This is a genomic window from Hymenobacter sp. NBH84, from assembly GCF_014217645.1.
Lineage (GTDB): Bacteria > Bacteroidota > Bacteroidia > Cytophagales > Hymenobacteraceae > Hymenobacter > Hymenobacter profundi.
Genome location: NZ_CP043644.1, coordinates 3,621,397 through 3,641,206, shown reverse-complemented (window position 1 = coordinate 3,641,206; position 19,810 = coordinate 3,621,397). Strand labels below are relative to the sequence as shown.

The following is a 19,810-nucleotide window of genomic DNA, read 5'->3' as shown; positions in this document are numbered from 1 at the left end:
CGGCAAAGGTAGGCGCCACCGGAAAGAAAAGCGCCCCAGGCGGTAGGCCCGGGGCGTAGGGTAGGGTAATGCCTGGCATTTCCAACATTCTGCGCATCAAGCAGAATGTTGGAAATGACGTGCTTTAACTGGTTTCCACAATCAGCTTCTGGCCCGGCTTCACGGCATCCGATTTCAGATGGTTCAACCGGCGTAGTTGCTCCACCGTCACGCCTTGGTAGCGGCGCGAAATGTTATAGAGCGTGTCGCCGGGCTGTACCAGGTAGGTACGGGGCGGCAAAAGGGTGGGAGCAGCGGGCTTTGAGCGGGGCACTGGCTTATGAGCCGCAGCGGTTAGCACCGGAGCTGCCGGAGTTTCTTCATCGGCCTGCGCCACGTAGAGCGTCAGCTTTTGCCCCGGCATCAAGTGGCTGGAAGCCGATGGGTTCCAATCCATCAACTGTGCCACCGTCACATCGTGGCGCTGGGCAATCTTGCTAAGATTGTCGCCGCGCCGTACAGTGTACAAGGTAGCAGCCGTGTCCGCAGGCGCTATTGATGCTACTGCTACTGGGGACGTTTCGGGTACTGCGGTAGGGTGTTCCTGATGGGTAGGGGTAGGGGCCTCCGTGCGTCGGGCAGCGGACCGGGTAGGAGTTACCGTTGCGGTGGCAATAGCTGCCGCTGGCGCAACTGGTTTCATTACCGCTACCGGCGTCACGACCGTGCCGTCTGCCCGCCGCGCCGATGCTACGGTGGGTAGGGCCTCCGGTACCTGGGCCGCTACCTTTGCATAAGTTGGGGTAGGAGTAGGCTGTTTTTCGGCGGGTGTTGGCACAAATAGCACTAATTTCTGCTGCGTCCGCAACGTCTGCTGGCGGCTGCTCAGCTTGTTCCAGCGTCGCAATTGGCTTTGTGAGACACCGTAGTTGCGGGCCACAGTAGCAATAGTCTGGCCCCGGCGCACCGTGTGCACCTTGCGTTGCAGGCGCGGGGCTTCAGGTGGTGGCGCGGCGGCAGCCAGCATAGCCGGGGTAGCAGGCGCGCCGGCCATGTGCGGTGGTAGGGGCACTAAGGGCTGCGGCAACTCTCGCAGCGGCTGGCAGTAGGCAAACAGCGTAGACCGATCAACGTTAACTAGCTGGGCCCGGAGCGCCGAGGGTACCTGAATAACGTAGGAACGATACCCCGACGGCAAATACGCCCGCTTGATTTCCGGGTTATACCGCAGCAACGCCAACGAATCGGACAAGCCCACTGCTTGGCTGAGGCGGCGCAGGTCGAAGGCTTTACCGCGCAAGTGCAGCGTGTCGAGCGGCTCAGCGTACTGGTAGCGAAGCTCGGACGAGTGCAGCTGGTGCTCCCGCGCGTACTTCATGGTATACATGATGGCCGTGAAGGTAGGAACGTAGTTGCGCGTTTCCTTCGGCATGTAGGGGTATAGGTCCCAGAAGTTCTTCTTGCCCGTGCGGCGTATCACGCGCTGCACGTTGCCTACCCCCCAGTTATACGAAGCCAACACCAACTCCCAGTCGTGAAAGACGCCGTAGAGGGCGCGCAGATATTTGCAGGCTGCTTCGGTGGCCTTCTCGGGGCTCATGCGCTCGTCTACCCATTCGTCGCGCACGAGGCGCCAGTCGCTGGCGGTAGGGCCCATAAACTGCCACAAGCCGGTAGCGCCTACCCTGGATTTGGCCGTCGGAATCAAGGCAGATTCGACGACAGCCAGGTATTTCAGGTCGTTGGGTAAGTCGTATTTCGCCAAGTACTTCTCAAAAATCGGGAAGTACATATTCTCCCGTTCCAGCACGCGTTGCGTGTAAGCGCGGTTGCGTTGGGTGAAAAAGTTGACGTAGGCTAGCACCGAGTTGTTGAACACGTGCGGCATGTCGGTTTCAATGCAGCCTACCCGGTCGCCCACCAGGTCGCGCAGCTCAGGGGGCGTTTGGGCCCACAGCAGCTTCACGGAGTCGACGGGCGCCGCTACCAGCGAATCGGGGGGTAGGGCCAGCAGGTTCACCTGCACGGTATCATCGGGAAGCGGGAGCGAGCCAATGGGCGGGGCGGGCAGCGTTTGTGCCGTTCCCATCCTTCCAAAAGCCAGAAATAACAACCCCGGTGCGGCTACCCGCTTCCACAACGACAGCTTCTTCATCAGGGCAACGCGGGTGTTAAAGACTCAGTAATCGAATTGGCAAAAGCCAGCAGGTGTTCCTCGCGGAATGCCCCAGCCAACAGTTGCAAACCAATGGGTAGCCCCTCGCTGTCGGTGCCCGCCGGTACTGAAATAGCCGGTACCCCAGCCAACGACGCCTGCACCGTGAAAATGTCGGCCAAGTACATCGCCAACGTATCCTTATTCACGTCGCCAATGTGGAACGCCGTGGTAGGGGTAGTAGGCAGCACCAGGAAATCGTACTGGCGTAGCAGTTCATCGGTCTTCTCCTTGATCAGGCGACGCACCTGCTGGGCTTTGGTGTAGTACGCATCGTAGTAGTCAGCCGACAACACAAAGGTGCCCAACAGAATCCGGCGCTGCACTTCTGGGCCAAAGCCCTGGGCGCGGGTTTTCTTGTAAAGCGATTCCAGATCCGTAGCGTCCGGGGCACGGTAGCCAAACTTCACGCCATCGTATCGGCTCAGGTTGGAGCTGGCCTCAGCAGTGGTCAGGATGTAGTAGGTAGGAACAATGTAATCGAGGTAGGGAAAGTCCACGGCTTCTACCACGTGGCCCTGGCTGCGGAGCAAGTCCAGCGCTTCTTCCGTGGCCGCCTTAATTTCCTCGTTCAAGCCCGGCCGCTCCAGACAGTCCTTGATGTAGCCGATGCGGTATTGCGCCGCCGGCTCCAGCTGCTGGCTGTACGTTGGCACCGGGTGGTGGCTCACGGTGCTGTCAAAATTGTCGGCTCCGGCCATCACTTCCAACAGCAGCGCCGCATCTTCCACGGAGCGCGTGAGCGTACCAATCTGGTCGAACGAGGAAGCGTAGGCAATCAGTCCATAGCGCGAGATGCGCGAGTAAGTAGGCTTGAAACCCACCACACCGCAAAACGCCGCCGGCTGCCGCACTGAGCCGCCCGTGTCGGAGCCAATAGAGGCTAGACACAAATCGGCCTGTACTGCCACCGCCGACCCGCCCGACGACCCACCGGACACCCGGTCAGTGTCTAGTTCATTGCGCACGGGGCCAAAGTAGGATGTCTCGTTGGAGGCGCCCATAGCAAACTCGTCGCAGTTCTGGCGACCAATCAGAATAGCGTCTTCATCCAGCAAACGCTGTACGGCCGTGCCAGTGAACAAGGAGCGGAACCCATCCAGAATGTGGCTGCTGCTCTGCAACGCGTGGTCTTTGTAGGCCAGCACGTCTTTCAGGCCAATTACCATACCGGCCAGCTTGCCAGCCGTGCCAGCTTGCAGCTTGGCGTCCACGGCATCGGCCTGAGCGCGGGCCTCTTCGGGCCACACTTCCAGGAAGGCGTTCAGGTGTTGCTTTTGCTGGATGTTATCCAAATAATACTCGACGAGCTGACGACAGGTGGTAGTGCCTGCCGTCAGCTCGCGACGAACTTCCGTGAGGGAGTTAAAACGTTTCAAATCGCTGGGTCAGTGAAGTGAAAAAAGAAATTGTCAGGAAATAACGGTCTGTTGCTGGCGAGCTTTGTAGGCTTGCATAAAGAACAGACCGCTACTTCCTGACAACTAAAGTACGGTTTTACTTTGAAACGACGACTTAGGAAGTCTGATCGAGGCGGTTAGATGTATGCTCTGGCTGCGGAGCCGGCATAGCCACACCACCATCCATGGGCGGTGCTACCGTGGTAGGAGGCACTGGCACCGAGTCGGTATGAGCTGGAGCGCCAGGAGCTGAAGCATAAGGCTGTTGGTACGGCTGCTGTGGCTGCTGGTACGATTGATTATGGTTGGGACGGCCGGAATTCTCGATTTCGTTGCGAATCTCCGACGAAGCGTCTTTGAACTCCCGAATGCCTTTGCCCAGGCCCCGCGCCAACTCAGGAATCTTATTGGCGCCGAAGAAAATGAGGATAACCACCATGATGAGCATTATCTCACCACCTCCCAGGTCTCCCAGGAATAAGAAAAGAGGCGTATTCATTGCAGTAGGTTAGTAACGGGGTTGAGTTGGATTCTGATTGGTAGGCGGCGCTGGCTGGTCGCGGTAGGGCGGCTGAGTAGGCTGCTGGTTACCGTAGTGAGGCTGCTGGGGTTGCTGCTGGTCGCGGTACTCGGGACGCTCCTCCTTCGAAGCATCCTTAAATTCCTTCACTCCCTGACCTAGGCCACGGAACAATTCAGGAATGCGTTTTGCACCAAAAAAGATGACAAGCACGAAGATAATGAATATGATCGTGCGGGGGGCAATAGCCAGAAACAGCGCGGTTAAGAGCATGGGCGAGGCCGCAAGGCCAGTTTGGGGTGGTAAAACTATAGCTACGCAACTGGCTATGGTTTAGGATTGGTAAAGGTACCCGATAATTCGCAAATCAGTTCCGATAACCAGTAGTTTTCCTGTTGGAGTCGATGCAGGCTAATCCTGTTCGGTAGAAAGTAAGGTAAAAAGTTGAGCGCTAAAAATCCAGCTTCTGCCGTGCTAATATCATAGTTCAACGATTACCGCCCGGCAATCCATTGATCAACTGATATCTTCGTTGCCCCTCTATCTTACTAATCTTTTACCAGCGCATGCAATTCAGTAGTTTATCTGCACGCTAATGACAAAAAAATCATATAAGAGTCAATCCTCACTGATTTCAAATGACTCTGGCAGCCGGGAGGCTACGCGGTTAGAAATACTGCGCAACTATCAAATTCTGGATACGCCCAAAGAACAGGCTTTCGACGACTTGGCAAAGCTCACGGCCTATATCTGTGATACGCCAATCGCTCTCATATCGTTCATTGGCGCCGATCGGCAGAGTGTGAAGGCGGAGGTAGGAGGGGAGGGCCTGCACAATCTGCCGCGCGACATTGCCTTCTGCAACTATGTGATGCTGTCAGAAGATTTGCTGGAGGTAGAAGATGCCGCGAATGACGTTGATTTTCAATACAACCCGCTAGTAGTTGGCAAGCAGAAAGTGCGCTTTTATGTAGGCGCTCCTTTGCTTTCGCCCGAGGGCTACCCCTTGGGTAGTCTATGCGCCATCGATATGGTACCGCGCCGGCTGAACGAGCAGCAGCGCGAAGCGCTACGCATATTAGCCCGCGAGGTAGTAGCGCACCTAGAGCTGCGCAGGGCCCGGCTGCAATTAGAAAAGGAAAAAACGCAGCTGTTTGAACTGCTACGCCCAAGTACCAATAAGCCCGATACAGCGGCGGCGGAAGAGCAGTACACAGAAATATTCGTGCGGCAGGAGCAAAAGCTGGTGCGCGTGGTTACAGCCGACATCACCTACGTAGAGGCCCTGGGCGATTACGTGAATATTTATACTGATCGAGAGCGACTTACGGTATACAGCACGATGAAAGAACTGGAAAGCCGGCTGCCTAATCGGGACTTTGCCCGTATTCACCGCAAGTACATTGTGTGTCTAGGCCGCATTATTGCCATTGAAACCGACACCGCTTTGTTTGAGACCAGCAAGACCACTACGTTGTCGTTGCCCATCGGCAACTCTTACAAGGCGGCACTTCTCAACCGGCTGAACTTGATATAGTACCGTTTCTGAATAGCATAGCTTTTATTCAGCGGCCGTAATTCGTGACTTTACCGAGCGAAACTGTTGCTTCAGCGAAAAAGAAAGATATACTTATTGAGAATTAGATAACTTTCCGGTAGTTATCTAAGACTTAACAAAGGAGCAGGCTATGTTCTGGAGTTGGAATATTGATAGCTAAGTTTGTTTTCATAGCTCGGAAAGACACCGTATTGTATACGGTGTTTTTTTTGTTCTGTAGGTTTTGCTGCGCTACTTCACCTAGCACTATTTGCGGCCCAGCCAATTTTCTGGGTTGAGATTGGCACTGTTGCGCCACAGCTGAAATTGCACTTCCGAGGTGCCCTCCGAGTTGGTTTGTACGGTGCCAATAGTTGCACGGGCCTTCACTACCTGGCCTTCTTGTACGCTCACGGAGCGTAGCTTGGCATACACGGTGAAATATTCGCCATGCTGGATCATGACAATGTTGTTCATGCCTGGCACGCTGGATACCGTGAGTACTTTACCGTCGAAAATAGCCCGCACTGGCTCACCGGCATTCGTCTGGATATCTACGCCGCGGTTTTCTACTACTACGTTTTTGAGCACCGGGTGCGCGTGGCGGCCAAAGTGCTGGGAGATGAAGCCGCGTGCCACAGGCCACAGCAGGCGGCCTTGGTTGTCGGCAAAGGAAGAGGAGAGGGCGGCCGTTTCGGGGGTAAGCGTCACGCGGTTTACCCGGCTGGCGGCGGCATCTTCCTCGGCGGCACTGGTGCGCGAGGTGCCACCCGCACCACCTCGCACCCCGCTACGGGCCGCATTGGCTCGGGCGGCACGAGCAGCGGCAGCGGCGCGGGCCGCCCGGGCAATTTCTTCGCGTACCCGTTGGGCAATCAGGTTGTCGAGGCGCTGCACGGCTTGCTGGCGGCGGGCCAGCTCTTGGCCCAGCTTTTCTTCTTGCTGGCTGAGCTTGGTTACTACCTGATCCTGCTGCGTTTTAAGACTAATAAGGTTCTTTTTCTCCGTGAGCTGATTGGAAAGTAGTGTACTTTTCTGCTGACGCTGCTCATTAAGGTTCGTCAACTGGCGGCTGAGCTTCTGCTGAGTGGCACTGATCTGGGCGGCCTGGGCCTGCCGCACTTCAGAATACTGCCGCACGTAGCGCAGGCGGCGCAAAAAGCTATTGAACGAATCGGCCGCAAACAGGAGCATGATGCGGTTGTAGCTATTCGCCGTTTTGGAGGCCGCGTAAATCATGCGGGCGTATTCGGCGCGCAACTGCTCCAGGCTTTGCTGGGTTTGCTGCACTTGGCCTTCAGTCTGGCGCACGTCCATTTCCACGGTTTTCAGCTCCGTGGAAATGTTGCGAATTACGCCCTGCTGTACGGTGAGCTTTTCCTTCAGCGCATTCAGTTGCCCAATAGAAGCCTGCTTTTTCTCTTGAGTTTGAGCCAGGATGCGGCTGGTTTCTTTGATGCGCCGCAGCGTAGTGCGTCGTTCCCGTTCCAACTGCGCTTTGCTTTTGGTACGAGTGGTAGGACGCTTACGCTGTTGTGCCTGAGTAAAAGGTCCACTCAGGAGTAACAGGAAGGCAGTACAGAGTAAAATGTAAAAACGCAACGTTCCCTTCACGCTGTTAATTTTTTCGCGTGTAGCCCGAAGGTACGGAGAAGGGGAAAGACAGGCGCTCTTTGTCCAGGTCCACGTTGCGGTAATTGATGGATAGCGTAGAAGCGCCACTACCCTGCTTCACCTGCACCAGTGTGGAGTAGGCGAACTGTTGCTGCGTACCGGCTAGGGCCTGAAAATCGGTGTAGTTCACCATGTAGCTGTTCTGCGAGTTGGGGTCGGTCACTGTTAGCTCCTTCACGCGTTGCCGGCTCAGCTCAATCAGTTGCTTAAGCAGCAGGCCCGATTGGGCATACTCTACCCGCTGCTGCGGGCCTTCGGTAACGACGGTAGGCGTTACGCCGGCCGGTGCGGGCAGGTAGTTACCCAGCAGCAGCGCCTGTAGCTGCTCGAAGGTTACCTCTACATTAAACTGCTGCTTCAGGTAGGCAAAGTTGCCGGCGTAATACTCCCGCTGCAACTTGTTCATAATCTGAATAGAATCGCGGGTGATGCGGGCGCGTACGCCCTCAAAGCCAGCTAGGCCCAACGACATCCAGATAATGCTGTCCTTGCGCATGCGCACGTTGATATTCACCGTCTGCTTCAGCGAAGGCATGTCTACCTGGGCCTTGCCTTTGGCAGCGAGGTAGCGGAAATCGATATTCTCTACCTTGATTTCTGGGTTGATTGGCGTGGCCGTGGTAGCCGGATTGTTGGTAGCAGTAGGCGTTAGCTTGCGCTGACAGCTGCCCAACACAAGCAGAACAAGGAGCAGCAAAACGCCGGGGTACTTACTCATAAAGCTTCTTTTCTTTGATCTTACGGTCAATCAGGGCCGAGGCGTCGCCGGCTTGTTTGGCGCGCTCCCAGGCCGCTACGGCCTGCGTAGGCTGCTGTAGCTGAAACAGCACGTCGCCGTAATGTTCTAGCAGCGTACCATCGGAACTGTGTTTCAGGGCGTTTTCTAGCGCTTGGCGGGCGCCGGTGTAGTCTTTCAGCTTATACAGCACCCAAGCGTACGTGTCGAGGTAGGTAGGGTTATCGGGAGACTGCTTTACCAACCGGCCAGCCATTTGCTTAGCCTTGTCCAGCTTCTCGCCTCGTAGGGAGAGATAGTAGCTGTAATTGTTCAGGGCCTGGGCATTGTTGGCGTCAACGCTGAGCGCTGCCTCATACGCGGCATCCGACTTGGGGTAGTCTTTCAGCTCGTGGTATACATCGCCCAACTGCGTATTGAACTGCGCCTGTAGCTCGGGGTTGTCGGTCGTAAGCTTACGGCCATACTCCAGCGACTTGATAGCCTGGGCGGGCTGCTTTTTCAGCACGTGCCCTACCCCATTGTAGAACCAGAGCGGTGCTTGGTTAGGAAACAGTTCCAGCGCCTGCTCGGTGTGCACCAGCAACGAATCGGACTGGTTTAGCTCAGCATCCAGCAACACCACTTGCTGCCAAATCTGAAACTTGGAGTTGTCAAGCTGAATAGCGCGCAGGTAGGAAGCGCGGGCATCCTGCCTGTGCTCAATAATGGTCTGTACATCGCCAGCCATGGCAAAGGCCTTGGCTTCCTGAGGGTGCGCTTTCGTGGTTAGCTCCGCCAGGTCCAGCACTATTTGGGTGAGGTCTGGATTAGGCAACTGTCGAACGTATTCAATCAGGATGCGGACTTTTGAGTCTATGTCCATCGCCGGATTACCGAACGCTAGCTTCAGTTGCTCCACCGACTCGGCCTTTTTGCCCTGCAAGCGGTACACATCGGCCAAGATCATGCGGGCCTGTGGGTTGTCGGGGGCTTGGCGCAACGCCTGTTGGGTAACGCGCAATGCGTCGGGTAGGCGGTTGTTGGTCACATACATCTGGGCCTGCGCCAGCACGTACCGAATGTCTTCGGGGTTGGAGGCAATCAGCGTTTCGCCTTCCTGCAACGCCTTATCCAGATTGTTCTGCTTCAGATAAATCTGCTGCTTCTTGAACGCTACCTCATCTGTGGAGCCAAATTCCTTCTCGGCTTGGTCGTAGGTAGTCAGCGCTTCTTGCAGCTTACCCTGCGCCAAGTACAAGTCGGCTAGGTTGAACAGGTAATAGTTTGAATCGGGTACATCCCGAATTAGGCTGGTATACACCTTTGCTGCCTGGTCATACTGCTTTTGGGTGGTGTACGTCTGAGCCAGCAATAGGTAATAATAGGTGTTTTTGGGGTCGAGGCGCACGGCGGCCTGCGCAAAGTTGGTGGCCTCCTTGAGGTTGCCCGTAAGCATATTCACCTCAGCAATTTTATAGCTAATGGCCGCATTGTTGGGGCTGAGCGCATACGCTTTCAGCAGCCGCTCCATGGCCTTGGAGTAGTCTTCGAGCAAGGCGTAGCGCACCCCGTCCACAAAGTATGCCTCGCTTTGCTCCCGTTCCCGCGACGAAGGCTCACGCGAGTTCTGCTGGGCATTTTCTAGGGCCACCCGGTGGGCCAACTCCTTCCGCTCGCGGCGGCTGAGCTTGCGCTCCTTGGCCGGCGTCAGGCCAGTGTCTGTCTCCGTGGATTGTTGTGCCATGGTGCTGCCGGCCACTAGTAGCCCCAGCATCAGCAGCAAGAAAGCGGATAGTTGAGGCATACAGAGAGGAAATAAACCGGCCGGACTGCCCGGCGCATCAACAAAATAACAAAAGAAATAGCACGGCCCGTCAGGACCGCGCTATTGCTAACGTCAAAACGCAGAAAAATATCACACCCGCAGGGTGTTAAAGTCACCTAGGCTCAAATCGGCGGGGGCGCTTACGACGGTGGCGTTGTTGCCTACCATCGAGTTGGTGATATTGGCGTGCAGTACCGAGGCTGATTTCTGCACGATAGAGTTGGTCAGCACCGAGTTGCGCACGTTGCTACCCTCACCCAACGATACGTGTGGACCCACCACCGAGTCGGTCACCACAGCGTTTTCGCCAATGTACACGGGCTCAATTATCACCGAGTTCGTGATTTTGGCCGAGTCGGCTACCAGTTTCTCGCCGCGCTCCTGCAAGTATTCGAGGTAGCGCTGGTTGGTGAAGACGGTTGCATCCTTGTTGCCGCAGTCAAGCCACTCGGTTACGCGGCCGGGCACAAACTTGGTACCCTTGTTTTTCATATTTTCGAGGGCATTGGTGAGTTGGTACTCGCCTTTGTCCTTGATGTCGTTGTCGAGCAGGTATTGTAGTTCCTCGCGCAGGTAGGCGCCGTCCTGGAAGTAGTAGATGCCGATGATGGCCAGGTCAGAAACGAATTCCTCAGGCTTCTCCACGAAGTCGGTAATCTCACCACTGTCGTCCAGCTTCACCACGCCAAAGGGCTTGGGGTCGTCTACCTTTTGCACCCAGATGGTACCAGCAGCCGACGAGTCCAACTTGAAATCAGCCTTAAACAGCGTATCAGCAAAGGCCACTACCAGCGGGCCGGTCAGCGACTCCTTAGCGCACAGAATAGCGTGGGCAGTTCCTAGGGCCTCATCCTGATACACGATAGTTGCTTTTGCACCTACCGACTCAGCAATTTTTTGCAGGTTGCTCTCCACCTCTTTGCCGAAAGCCCGGCCAATAATGAAGGCTACTTCGTCCACCGGCTCGTTGCACACCTGGGCAATGTCCTCCACGAGGCGCTGCACAATGGGCTTGCCCGCAATCGGAATTAGGGGTTTAGGAACAGTGAGGGTGTGGGGGCGCATGCGTTTGCCCATGCCAGCCATCGGGACGATGATTTTCATATCCTTCCTGAGTAGGAGTGTTAAAAGTGGGTAATAAGTGCTCTATATTATATAGAAACGGGGAAAAGCTTGTTGCGGTTGGTTAATGACTGCCAGTACTGCCGTAGCCGCCCGTGCCGCGGGCTGTTTCGCTTAGCTCTTCGGTAGGTTCCCAGTCAATTACCTCATGGCGGGCTACTACTAGCTGTGCAATTCGCTCGCCGTCCTGCACTACGAAATCCGCGTCGGAGAGATTCACCAGTAGCACCTGAATTTCGCCCCGGTAGTCGGCATCAATGGTGCCGGGGCTGTTCACGATGCCAATGCCGTGCTTGTAGGCCAGGCCACTGCGGGGCCGCACCTGCATTTCGTAGCCCACGGGTAGGGCCACAAACAAGCCAGTCGGGATAAGGGCGCGTTGCAAAGGTCGTAGCGTCACGGGTTCCGTAAGATTAGCCCGCACGTCGAGGCCAGCGGCGTGTGCTGTTTGGTAGGCAGGTAGAGGATGGTGAGAGCGGTTGATAACGGGAATCTGCATCGGGCAAAGGTAGGAGGGTAGGGGCAAGAAGCCAGAACCTCATCCCGAAAGAACATTTAACAGTTACCTACCTAGTGCGCGTTGCGGTTTCTCAATCAGCACAATCAGCCCAATGAAGGCTAGCGTGAGTAGCGCGTGAAAAGCATGTCCACTCCAGGTACCCGATAAGGGTAGCCACCAACTAACAGCTACTACCCCGCAAGCCACCAGCAACCACGTAAGCAGCCGCACCACAGGGTAGGGCACCGGAAAGTGCCGTTCGCCGAGCCACCAGCATAGCGCCGCCATCATAAAATAACAGGCCAGCGTGGCAATGGCCGAGCCCATATACCCCAGCACCGGAATGAGTAGGAAGTTGAGGACGATGGTAAGTACAGCGCCAGCAAATCCTATATAGGTGCCGTAGTAGGTTTTGTCGGTGAGTTTGAACCACACCGAGAGGTTCCAGTATACGCCCAAAAACAGGTTGGCCAGCAGCAGCACCGGCACCACGCTCAAGCCTTGCAGGTATTCGGGACTGCGCAGAAACACCCGCGCTACTAAGTCCACGTTCACGCTTACGGCAACGAACAGCACGGCGCAGCACAGCGTGAACCACTTGAGCACCAAGGCAAACGTGCGGGGTGAGTTTTTTTCGGTGCTCTGCGCAAAGAAAAAGGGCTCGGCCGCGTATTTAAACGCCTGAATAACCAAGCTCATCAAAACAGCAATTTTATAGCAGGCGCCGTAGATACCTACTGCTGCCAAGCTATCCTGGCCGGGGTAGAAGCCTTCTGGAAGCCACTTAGGCAGCAGAATGCGGTCCAGCGTTTCGTTCACCATACCAGCCAGGCCCATCAGCATAATGGGGTAGGCGTAGCGGAGCAACGGCCGCAACGGCTCCAGGTTCAGGCGTGGGCGAATATCGAGCAGCTCCCGGTACAGCAATACCAGCGTGAAAGCGCTGGCTGCCAGGTTGGAAATGAACACGTATCCTACCCCCACCGTGGGGTCGTAGAGGCGGGCCACCAACGGCTGCAAGGCCGTTAGGTATTTCCCGGCCAGCACATCGGGGCAGAACACAATGAAAAACAGGTTCAACCCGATGTTCAACAGGATGTTAGCCAATCGGATAGCCGCAAACTTCTTCGCCTTGTTCTCCAACCGTAGCCTGGCAAATGGAATGGCCGCTACGGCATCCAGGCCCAGAATACAGGCTATCCAGATGGCGTACCGCTCGTGGCCGGGGGGGAGGGAAAGCAGGCTCATCAGGGGCCGGGCCAGCAAAGCCAACCCTACCGTAAATACGGCGCTGGTGAGCAGTAGCAGCGTCATCACACGGTCGTACAGCTCTTGGCGGTCGGTGCCGGGGCGGTTGGCAAACCGGAAAAACGTGGTTTCCATGCCGTAGGTGAATACCACATTCAGGAACGATACGTAGGCAAACAACCCCGTGACAATGCCATACTGCGCTGCCACAAACCGGGCTGTATACACGGGTACCAGCAGCGTATTCAGTACCCGCCCTACAATACTACTCACGCCGTACACGGCCGTCTGGCCCGCCAGCTTTTTAGCTATACTCACGGAGTGAAATGGTAAATGATGAAATAGAGAGCAAATAGTGAGATGGTGAATTTGACGTATTATCTGCGCAACTTGCGCGCACTGCGCCAGTAGTACTCGCAGAACGTCGAGCTCACCATCTCACTACTTACTCACCCGTGAATGCTGCCGGGCGCTTTTCCAGAAAGGCCTGGGTACCCTCGCGGAAATCGGCGGAGCCGCAGCAACGGCCAAAGAGGTTGGCCTCCGTCTGGTAGCCGTGGCGCTCTTGGTCGTAGGCCGCATTCACGCAGTCGATGATCATGCCGATGGCCAGCGGCGCTTTGCTCAGAATCTTGCCCAGCAACTGCTCGCAGAAGGGTAGCAGCTCCGCCAGCGGCACCACATGGTTCACGAGACCCAGTCGTAGCGCTTCATCGGCTTTTACTTGGTCGGTGGTCATCAGCAATTCCAGCGCTTTGCCTTTGCCGATGAGCTGGGCCAGCCGTTGCGTACCACCGTACCCCGGAATCAGGCCCAGGTTGGCTTCGGGCTGCCCGAAGCGGGCGTTTTCGGAGGCCACACGCAGATGGCAGGCCATGGCCAGCTCGCAGCCGCCACCCAGCGCAAAGCCATTCACAGCGGCAATAACCGGCTTGGAGCTTTCCTCAATCAGGCAAAATACCTCCTGGCCCTTCTCGGCCATACGGCGCCCTACTATCTCGTTCAACTCGGCCAACTCGGCAATATCGGCGCCGGCCACAAAGGCTTTGTCGCCGCTACCCGTCAGAATGATGCCGCGCACTGCTTGCGCATCCAGGGCATACTGCATGGCTTGGCGGATTTCCTCAATAGTAGCCGCGTTCAGCGCGTTCAGCTTGGTAGGGCGGTTCAAAGTAATGCGCAGGATGCCGGAAACGGAATCCTGTTGCAGCAACAGATTATGAAAAAGAGGAACCATAGAGCCGTAACAAAATAGAAGATCAAAAGTCGAGCGGGCAAAGATAAAGTAAAAGCGCGGGGCCTGTTTCGTCCGGCCTGCGGGTCCGCAATAACCCGAAATCGGTTAGGCAACCAATTGATACTGAATTATAAATGAAAAGATATATTGAAAATTATATTTACTTTGTGCTATTCCTGTTCATTTATTCACCAAAACAATAGGCTACATGGGTTTCTTCTCTGAGTTTAAAACGTTCGTAGCGAAAGGCAACGTGCTGGATCTGGCAGTCGGTGTCATCATTGGCGCCGCCTTCGGTAAGATCGTCACTTCACTGACCGAGGACATCATCATGCCGATTATCAGTCTGGCTACGGGCGATATAGATTTCAAGGAGTGGTACATTCCGTTGGATGGGAAAAGCTACGCCAATCTGGAAGCAGCTAAGGCAGCCAAGGCGGCTACCGTAAATGTGGGCCTGTTTTTGAATGCCGTTATCTACTTTTTTATCATTGCGTTCTGCGTGTTTCTGATTGTCCGCTTTGCCAATCGATTTAAAGCACCCACTGTGGTAGAAGTGAAGCCGGACCCAACGCCGAGCAAAGAAGAAATATTACTTACCGAAATTCGCGACGCCTTGCGTAGCCGCGCATAGCGGCGAGAGTGGTCTACTGAGCAGCCGGTTACCAAGCTCGTAAGGCTTGTACACCGGCTGCTTTGTGTATATGATAGTTTGTTTCCGTCCTGTTTTGTCCTTTGTCCTCCGAGTTGTCCTCTTACTGCTGCTTTTGTTACCGACTATCGGCCAGGCGCAGACCATGCCGCGCCGCATTGCCCTTGAACCCTACAAGCTGGCCACTGAAATCGACACGGCCCGCGGCTGGCGGCGCGGTGGCGCCGGTTCCATTAATCTCAGCCAGGTAAGTCTCAACAATTGGGCGGCCGGTGGGCAAAGCTCCCTGTCATTGTTGGGCATTGGCAACGTGTACGCGCATTTTCGGGGTGAGAAACACACCTTCGCCGCAGCTGTCGATTTGGTGTATGGATTGTTGAAGGCTGGCCCGGCCAAGATGCGCAAAAGCGACGACCGGCTGGAAATGAACATTCGCTACGCCCGGCAGTATTCCAACAAGTGGTCGTATGCTACGCAAGTCAATATCAAAACTCAACTCACTCCTACCAAGTCCAATGAAATTCGTGATTCGCTGACTTCCCGATTTTTCGCGCCCGCGTACATTCTGGCGTCGGCAGGCTGGGAGTACAAGCCGGTTGAGTACATCTCCGTCCTATTATCGCCCGCTACCGGCAAGTTTACGGTGGTCAATAGCCAGCGCCTGGCTGATTACGGCGCCTTTGGGGTGCAGGGTGCGCGCCGCGACGCCGATGGACGCCTGGTGCGCGGAACCGGCAAGCTGTTTCGGGCCGAGGTGGGGGGGTATATGAATGCCCGAATGGTGAAAACCATTCTACCCAACGTTTCCTACCAAACCCGGCTGGAACTATTCAGTAACTACTTCCACAACCCGCAAAACGTTGATGTATACTGGACCAATCTGCTTGATTGCAAAGTCAACAAGTTTATCAGCGCCAACGTAGCCACTATTCTGATGTACGACGACGATATTCCCGTACCCATTGGTGATGGCACTACGGGCGAAAAAGGGCGTCGTATTCAGTTCAAAGAAACCTTAGGTATTGGCCTGACTTACAAGTTCTAGGGCTGAACTAAAGTGAGAAGGTAGGGGTTGTCGTACCAATCAAAAAGCGGTATCTTAGTTGCTTGCCGCCCATAGTCCCTTAATACGCTGCTGCATGAAGCACTTTTTTGTCTGCCTAAGCTTGTTGCTCCTCACGTCCTTGGCTCAGCAAGCCATTGCTCAGGCCACACTGGCTACCCGCAAATCGTTGGTTAGCGATGAGCCCGCTACCCGGCGTAGTGGCAAAAAGAAGGCTTCCGATGCAGAGATTGCCCGTATGCAGCAACGTATGAGCATGAATTCCGATGAGGCCAAGCGCGATAAACAGATGGAAATTCTGGAAGCTCGTTCGGGTATGGGTTCCAATACCAGCTTCAGCCGTGGCAGTAGCTCTGCCCGCCAATACGATTCGCGCAACGGTGGTTTTACCGTCAAAAAATTCAAAACCAAAAACGTAGGCTCGCTACGCCAGAAACGCGGCCAGACCCACGCTGCTCCCGGCATCGACCCCAAAGGCAAACCGCTGAAGCACAAGCATAAGAAAAGATTTTTGTTCTTTTAATTAGGAGCAGAAACACCCTAATTGAAAGCCCCTACCACACAGAAGTGGTAGGGGCTTTTTTGGCAAAAAAAACAGGGATATGGAGTATGAAATATCAACGTTATTAACGCAAAGCCAATGAAGCTGTTCATCAGGCCGTCATGCTGAGCCTGTTGAAGTATCTCGCGTGCTGATGTGGGATACTATCCTTTGTCAGCACGCGAGATGCTTCGATAGGTTCAGCATGACCGTCAATCTCTTGACTTCCTGAATAGATTCAATAGTGGCTTAGTGTATAGTGGATATGCTACTACAGCATTTCGTGTACAGTTGTTACTGATACTAGCTGTTCAACGAGTAAGTGACCACAAACTGTTGCTTTCTTTTTGCTCAGGAGAAGCTAAACGCGAAACGCCCCCGGCTCTTAAGGAACCAGGGGCGTTTCGCGTTTGCTGAAAATTCCAGCGGCTGCTTACAGCGTCCGCTTGATTTCCTTCTCCTCGAAGCCTTCAATGATGTCGCCTTCTTGCAAATCATTGTAGCCTTTGATGCTGATACCGCACTCGTAGCCTTGGCGCACTTCCGACACGTCGTCTTTGAAGCGTTTCAGGGCCTGCACGTCGCCAGTATACTGCACGATGCCGTCGCGCACCACGCGCACTCTGGTGTTCCGGTTGACAGAGCCTTCCGTCACCATACAGCCGGCAATAGTGCCTACCTTGGTGATGTTGAACACCTGACGTACTTCCAGCGTAGCTACCGTCACCTCCTGCACCGTTGGGGCCAGCATGCCTTCCATGGCATCCTTCACCTCGTTGATGGCATTGTAGATGATAGAGTACAGACGGATATCGATCTGCTCCTGCTCGGCCAAGCGGCGGGCACTCTGCGAGGGCCGCACCTGGAAGCCGATGATGATAGCGTCGGAAGCCGATGCCAGCAACACGTCCGATTCGGAAATCGCGCCTACCCCTTTGTTCAGGATATTCACGGCTACCTCCGGCGTGCTGAGTTTCAGCAGGGAGTCGGCCAGTGCTTCCACCGAGCCGTCCACGTCGCCTTTCACAATCACGTTCAGTTCTTTAAACGAACCGATAGCCAAACGACGACCAATCTCATCCAGCGTGATATGCTTCTTGGTACGCATGCTCTGCTCGCGAGCCAGTTGCTGACGCTGCGTAGCTAGTTCACGAGCGTCGCGCTCTGTGTCCATCACTACAATTTTGTCACCAGCTTGCGGGGCACCAGTCAGACCAAGCACCTGCACCGGAGTAGCTGGGCCAGCTTTTTTCATCTTCTTGCCGCGGTGGTCCGTCATGGCCTTCACGCGGCCGTAGTGCGGACCGGCCAGCACGATGTCGCCTACCTGCAACGTACCGGTTTGCACCAGCACGGTGGTTACGTAGCCACGGCCTTTGTCCAGCGAGGCTTCGATAACCGTACCCACAGCATTACGGTCAGGGTTGGCTTTCAATTCCAGCAGTTCCGCTTCGAGCAGTACTTTCTCCAGCAGATCGTCGATACCGATACCGGTTTTGGCCGATACTTCCTGCGACTGGTACTTACCACCCCATTCTTCTACCAAGATATTGATAGCTGACAGCTCCTCCCGTACTTTCTCGGGATTGGCGCCGGGCTTGTCAATCTTGTTGAGCGCGATGATGATCGGTACACCTGCCGCCTGGGCGTGGTTGATAGCTTCCTTCGTCTGCGGCATCACCGAATCGTCGGCAGCTACCACGATGATGGCGATGTCCGTTACCTTGGCACCGCGGGCACGCATGGCCGTAAAGGCTTCGTGACCCGGCGTATCAAGGAACGTAACTGGCTTGCCCGACTGCGTTTTCACCTCATAGGCACCAATGTGCTGGGTGATACCACCGGCTTCGCCCTTGGCTACACTCGCATCGCGGATATAGTCCAGTAGCGACGTCTTGCCATGGTCGACGTGACCCATGATGGTAACAATCGGAGCACGGTCGCGGAGGTCTTCCGGATCGTCCACAATCTCCATCTCGGTCTCCTCTTCCTCCGCCGACAGGAATTCCACGTCATAACCGAACTCGTCGGCAATAACGGTAATGGCTTCCGCGTCGAGACGCTGGTTGATGGATACGAACATGCCCATGCTCAGGCACACCTTAATTACGTCGTTAACCGACGCGTCCATCAGCGAGGCTAGGTCGTTGGCCGAGATGAACTCGGTAACTTTCAGTGTCTTCGAGTCCAGCTCGTTTTGCTGACGCTGCAACTCGGTAGCTTCGGCCACACCGGCCCGCTTGTCGCGGCGGTATTTGGCGCGGTTACCGCGGCTGTTATTGTTGCTGTTGCCGCTAAGCTTCGCCAGGGTTGCTTTAATCTGCTCCTGAATCTGCTTATCGTTCTGCTCGGGCGTATTGGCTACGGCCGGACGAGCTGGCTGATTGCGGTTACCTTGGCCAGGACGGTTGTTGCCGCGCTGTTGATCGGGACGACCTCCACCGGTGCGGTTGCCTCCTTGTTGGCCTTGCTGGCCGGGCTGATTCTGCCCGACAGTTCCACCACCAGGGGTAGGAATGCGCTGCCGCTTCTTTTTGTCCGCACCGATGCCGCTTTTCCGCACATCAGATGAAGCCACAGGCCGCCGGCCACCGCGTCGCGATGAGTCTACGGGTAGCTCAATTTTGCCCAGTACCGTGAGGCCTTTCAACTGATCGGCCTTCGCTACGATGGTTGAATCTTCCTCGGCTGGAGCCGTTGGAGCTGCGGGGGGCGTTTCCGGAGCTTTTGCTGAAGCAGCAGGAGTAACCGTAGCCGCTGGCGCAGCCGGGGCCGCGGGTGGAACCGGAGCAGGGGTAGCAGTAGGTGCCGCGGGTGTCGGAGTTGGAGCCGGAGCAACTGGACGCGTTGGCGTAGTTGCTACTGGTGCCGGTGCCGATGCCGGTGTCGCCGGAGCGGGAGTAGGCGCAGCCGCTACAGGAACTGGTGCTGGCTGCGGAGCGGCCGGTGTTTTTTCCTGGGCGGATTGTGCTGGCGCTGGTGCAAGAGCAGCTGTCGGCTTGGAAGCCGGGGCTGGGACCGGCGTAGCGGCGGCGGGAGCAGGTGTCGGCGCAGCAGGTCGGGGTGGCACGGGGCGACCCTTGGCATCCAGCTCAATCTTACCCAACACCTTTAGCCCAGGCACGCGGGGTGCTTCGGGCTGGGCGGGAGCAGCAGGAGCCGATGGTGTAGCAGCCACCGGTACAGCCGCTGCGGGAGCAGGCTGCTCAGCGGGTTTGGGCGCGGCGGGTTGCTCGCTGGCCTTAGGAGCCGGAGCTGGCTCGGGTTTGGGCTGGACGGTTTCTTGCTCCGTCTGGCGCTTGGCCTGGCTGAGCTTGGCCGCCTCGATTTTATCCTGCACCGACGATTCAAAGGCCTTATTGAGCATGCGTACTTGCTCGGCCGTCAATTTCGTGGTCGGTTTATTATCGATATCAATGCCTTTTTCCGACAGAAAGTCCACAATCGTGGAAATTCCGACGTTCAGGTCTTTGGCCGCCTGATTCAGCCGTTTGGTTGCTGCTTCCGCCATTCTATGCTCGCGAACGATACTCTTATCCAGTTGCAAAGTTACTATATTAAATCTTGTCAGCCGACGCTA

The 19,810-nt window shown here is 55.7% G+C and carries 16 protein-coding genes; 4 read left to right on the top strand and 12 right to left on the bottom strand.

Annotated elements, in window-relative coordinates; genetic code table 11:
- Positions 1-124 precede the first annotated feature (124 nt).
- From F1C16_RS15290 to F1C16_RS15275, 4 genes are all read right to left on the bottom strand, one after another.
- Positions 125-2,134, bottom strand: coding sequence for a LysM peptidoglycan-binding domain-containing protein (locus F1C16_RS15290; RefSeq protein WP_185281491.1), 2,010 nt, complete (start codon positions 2,132-2,134; stop codon positions 125-127).
- Positions 2,134-3,573 (bottom strand): Asp-tRNA(Asn)/Glu-tRNA(Gln) amidotransferase subunit GatA, encoded by a 1,440-nt coding sequence (gatA, locus tag F1C16_RS15285; protein ID WP_185281490.1) that lies wholly within the window; start codon positions 3,571-3,573, stop codon positions 2,134-2,136. Before gatA ends, F1C16_RS15290 begins: the two co-directional genes overlap by 1 nt.
- Positions 3,574-3,709: 136 nt before the next feature.
- Entirely contained in the window at positions 3,710-4,093 is a 384-nt protein-coding gene (locus F1C16_RS23230) for a twin-arginine translocase TatA/TatE family subunit (protein ID WP_185281489.1), read from the bottom strand.
- Positions 4,094-4,102: 9 nt separating this feature from the next.
- Entirely contained in the window at positions 4,103-4,387 is a 285-nt protein-coding gene (locus F1C16_RS15275; protein WP_185281488.1) for a twin-arginine translocase TatA/TatE family subunit, read from the bottom strand.
- 322 nt (positions 4,388-4,709) lie between these two features.
- On the opposite strand from F1C16_RS15275, the gene F1C16_RS15270 reads away from it, so the two are divergent.
- Positions 4,710-5,651, top strand: a complete 942-nt coding sequence (locus tag F1C16_RS15270) for a GAF domain-containing DNA-binding protein (RefSeq protein WP_185281487.1) — start codon at positions 4,710-4,712, stop codon at positions 5,649-5,651.
- 267 nt (positions 5,652-5,918) lie between these two features.
- Here F1C16_RS15270 and F1C16_RS15265 read toward each other — a convergent pair whose 3' ends face one another.
- The 7 genes from F1C16_RS15265 to F1C16_RS15235 form a co-directional block, all read right to left on the bottom strand.
- Positions 5,919-7,142 carry a murein hydrolase activator EnvC gene (locus F1C16_RS15265; RefSeq protein WP_258048928.1) on the bottom strand — a complete coding sequence of 408 codons (1,224 nt, stop codon included), beginning with the start codon at positions 7,140-7,142 and terminating at the stop codon, positions 5,919-5,921.
- Positions 7,143-7,269: 127 nt separating this feature from the next.
- A complete protein-coding gene (locus F1C16_RS15260; RefSeq protein WP_185281486.1) occupies positions 7,270-8,022 on the bottom strand; it encodes a DUF4292 domain-containing protein in 753 nt (250 codons plus the stop codon).
- A 13-nt stretch (positions 8,023-8,035) separates the two neighbouring features.
- On the bottom strand, positions 8,036-9,847 hold the full coding sequence (locus tag F1C16_RS15255) for a tetratricopeptide repeat protein (RefSeq protein WP_185281485.1): 1,812 nt from the start codon (positions 9,845-9,847) through the stop codon (positions 8,036-8,038).
- Positions 9,848-9,958: 111 nt separating this feature from the next.
- The gene (locus tag F1C16_RS15250; RefSeq protein WP_185281484.1) at positions 9,959-10,972 is read right to left on the bottom strand and encodes a sugar phosphate nucleotidyltransferase; all 1,014 of its coding nucleotides are present in this window, start codon (positions 10,970-10,972) and stop codon (positions 9,959-9,961) included.
- 82 nt (positions 10,973-11,054) lie between these two features.
- The gene (dut, locus tag F1C16_RS15245) at positions 11,055-11,489 is read right to left on the bottom strand and encodes a dUTP diphosphatase (protein WP_185281483.1); all 435 of its coding nucleotides are present in this window, start codon (positions 11,487-11,489) and stop codon (positions 11,055-11,057) included.
- A 63-nt stretch (positions 11,490-11,552) separates the two neighbouring features.
- On the bottom strand, positions 11,553-13,055 hold the full coding sequence (locus F1C16_RS15240) for an oligosaccharide flippase family protein (RefSeq protein WP_185281482.1): 1,503 nt from the start codon (positions 13,053-13,055) through the stop codon (positions 11,553-11,555).
- Positions 13,056-13,182: 127 nt separating this feature from the next.
- A complete protein-coding gene (locus tag F1C16_RS15235; protein WP_185281481.1) occupies positions 13,183-13,974 on the bottom strand; it encodes an enoyl-CoA hydratase/isomerase family protein in 792 nt (263 codons plus the stop codon).
- Positions 13,975-14,182: 208 nt separating this feature from the next.
- Here F1C16_RS15235 and mscL point away from each other — a divergent pair, with 208 nt between their 5' ends.
- The 3 genes from mscL to F1C16_RS15220 all read left to right on the top strand — a co-directional run bounded on the left by mscL (position 14,183) and on the right by F1C16_RS15220 (position 16,212).
- Complete coding sequence (gene mscL, locus F1C16_RS15230; RefSeq protein WP_185281480.1) at positions 14,183-14,608, top strand: large-conductance mechanosensitive channel protein MscL; 426 nt, start codon at positions 14,183-14,185, stop codon at positions 14,606-14,608.
- Positions 14,609-14,741: 133 nt separating this feature from the next.
- On the top strand, positions 14,742-15,671 hold the full coding sequence (locus F1C16_RS15225; protein WP_185281478.1) for a DUF3078 domain-containing protein: 930 nt from the start codon (positions 14,742-14,744) through the stop codon (positions 15,669-15,671).
- Positions 15,672-15,765: 94 nt separating this feature from the next.
- Positions 15,766-16,212: a hypothetical protein gene (locus tag F1C16_RS15220; RefSeq protein WP_185281477.1), complete on the top strand. Its 447-nt coding sequence runs from the start codon at positions 15,766-15,768 to the stop codon at positions 16,210-16,212.
- Positions 16,213-16,663: 451 nt separating this feature from the next.
- Here the strand turns inward: F1C16_RS15220 and infB are convergent, their stop codons facing one another.
- Positions 16,664-19,741, bottom strand: a complete 3,078-nt coding sequence (infB, locus tag F1C16_RS15215) for a translation initiation factor IF-2 (RefSeq protein WP_185281475.1) — start codon at positions 19,739-19,741, stop codon at positions 16,664-16,666.
- Positions 19,742-19,810 lie beyond the last annotated feature (69 nt).

Bases quoted from the DNA above. Each gene is read 5' to 3' on its own strand.
- F1C16_RS15290 (WP_185281491.1), bottom strand. From the start codon at position 2,134: ATGAAGAAGCTGTCGTTGTGGAAGCGGGTAGCCGCACCGGGGTTGTTA.
- F1C16_RS23230 (WP_185281489.1), bottom strand. From the start codon at position 4,093: ATGAATACGCCTCTTTTCTTATTCCTGGGAGACCTGGGAGGTGGTGAG.
- F1C16_RS15275 (WP_185281488.1), bottom strand. From the start codon at position 4,387: ATGCTCTTAACCGCGCTGTTTCTGGCTATTGCCCCCCGCACGATCATA.
- F1C16_RS15270 (WP_185281487.1), top strand. From the start codon at position 4,710: ATGACAAAAAAATCATATAAGAGTCAATCCTCACTGATTTCAAATGAC.
- F1C16_RS15255 (WP_185281485.1), bottom strand. From the start codon at position 9,847: ATGCCTCAACTATCCGCTTTCTTGCTGCTGATGCTGGGGCTACTAGTG.
- F1C16_RS15250 (WP_185281484.1), bottom strand. From the start codon at position 10,972: ATGAAAATCATCGTCCCGATGGCTGGCATGGGCAAACGCATGCGCCCC.
- dut (WP_185281483.1), bottom strand. From the start codon at position 11,489: ATGCAGATTCCCGTTATCAACCGCTCTCACCATCCTCTACCTGCCTAC.
- F1C16_RS15235 (WP_185281481.1), bottom strand. From the start codon at position 13,974: ATGGTTCCTCTTTTTCATAATCTGTTGCTGCAACAGGATTCCGTTTCC.
- mscL (WP_185281480.1), top strand. From the start codon at position 14,183: ATGGGTTTCTTCTCTGAGTTTAAAACGTTCGTAGCGAAAGGCAACGTG.
- F1C16_RS15220 (WP_185281477.1), top strand. From the start codon at position 15,766: ATGAAGCACTTTTTTGTCTGCCTAAGCTTGTTGCTCCTCACGTCCTTG.
- infB (WP_185281475.1), bottom strand. From the start codon at position 19,741: ATGGCGGAAGCAGCAACCAAACGGCTGAATCAGGCGGCCAAAGACCTG.